Here is a 1,258-nt window from a genome sequence, read left to right as displayed (position 1 = left end):
ATTGTAATGTATTTGCTTTTTGTAGGTATGCTGCTATCCGTATATGATTCATTTGAAAATTATATGATAAATGGCGATGATTTTAGTCGTGACCCTAAAGTTATGTATGAAATATATGACGGGTTGCCGATCCCTGATAATACGAAGGAAATTGAAAGAAAAGAGTTTATAAGAAAAAGATATTCTCTATCCTTGTATGTTTATTATCACACAAGTCTATCCGATGAGGATATTAGACAGTTTTACATCGAAAAGTTAGTTGATAAAGGTTGGCAACAAATTGAAGATCAAGGCGGAACTGGAATCGCCTTTAAAAAGGGAAGATGGGAAATATCGGTTCATAATGAAGTAGATAAATATTTTGTGGATATATACAAAATCTACAGCAGTACGTGAGTGGAGGATAAAGCAATGCAAAGTATGATAATCGATTGATAATAACGAGTATGCCCAGCTGATAAATAGCGCCCAGCAAAATGGAAAAGAGAAAAGCCTTACAAAAGAGAATATCAGAAAAATGATAGCGGAAGAGAAATTGCCGAATCCAGAAAATATGGATCATGACTATTATTATTTGTCTTTGGGGTTGTCCTATGGAGAAGGTCTTAGTTTGGATCAGAATGCAGGCGTTATTTTGGATAAAAAGGGAGATGAATAGTTGATTGCAATATAGAGGTGTTTTTATTATGCAACGAGCAAAAAAAATCGTAGTCTATCTTATGGTTCTTTGGCTGTTGTGTTTTTTATATAGTGCTGTTATGAATTATTGGGAAAATGGTAATGATTTTAAGCGTGATCCGAAAGTCTTATATGAGATATATGGCGAGTTGCCAATACCTGATAATACAAACGAGATTGAAAAAAAAGAATCCATAAGAGAGAGATACTCCGTGTCATTGGATATATATTATTGTACAAGATTATCAAAGGAACAAATCAAACGATTTTATATTATGTACTTAACCGATAAAGGGTGGAAACAAATCGATAAACAAGATGGCAATTGCATGGTGTTGTTTAAAAAAGACAAATGGAAAATAGCGGTTCAAGATGAGAATGAAAAATATCGAGTAAATATTTATAAAATATATAGATATTAGAGAGGAAAATTCGATTGTTGTTTGTTGATTGTGCAGTGTAGGGGGATATGATTGGTAAGAAAAATTGTAATGTATTTGCTTTTTGTAGGTATGCTGCTATCCGTATATGATTCATTTGAAAATTATATGATAAATGGCGATGATTTTAGTCGTGACCC

3 protein-coding genes are annotated in these 1,258 nt (G+C 32.7%); all 3 read left to right on the top strand.

The annotated features are described in order from the left end of the window. Positions 1-396: hypothetical protein (locus BLQ36_RS13495; RefSeq protein ID WP_180364891.1), on the top strand; the 396-nt coding region annotated here is incomplete at its 5' end. A 121-nt stretch (positions 397-517) separates the two neighbouring features. Continuing rightward, positions 518-658, top strand: coding sequence for a hypothetical protein (locus BLQ36_RS13490; protein ID WP_180364861.1), 141 nt, complete (start codon positions 518-520; stop codon positions 656-658). Between the two features lie 28 nt (positions 659-686). After that, positions 687-1,100, top strand: coding sequence for a hypothetical protein (locus BLQ36_RS13160; protein WP_074515426.1), 414 nt, complete (start codon positions 687-689; stop codon positions 1,098-1,100). Positions 1,101-1,258 lie beyond the last annotated feature (158 nt).

Source organism: Selenomonas sp. WCT3 (assembly GCA_900100835.1).
In the GTDB taxonomy this organism is placed as follows: domain Bacteria; phylum Bacillota; class Negativicutes; order Selenomonadales; family Selenomonadaceae; genus Selenomonas_A; species Selenomonas_A ruminantium_E.
Note: the sequence above shows the minus strand (reverse complement) of the source record. Positions and strands in the feature narration are given on the sequence as shown.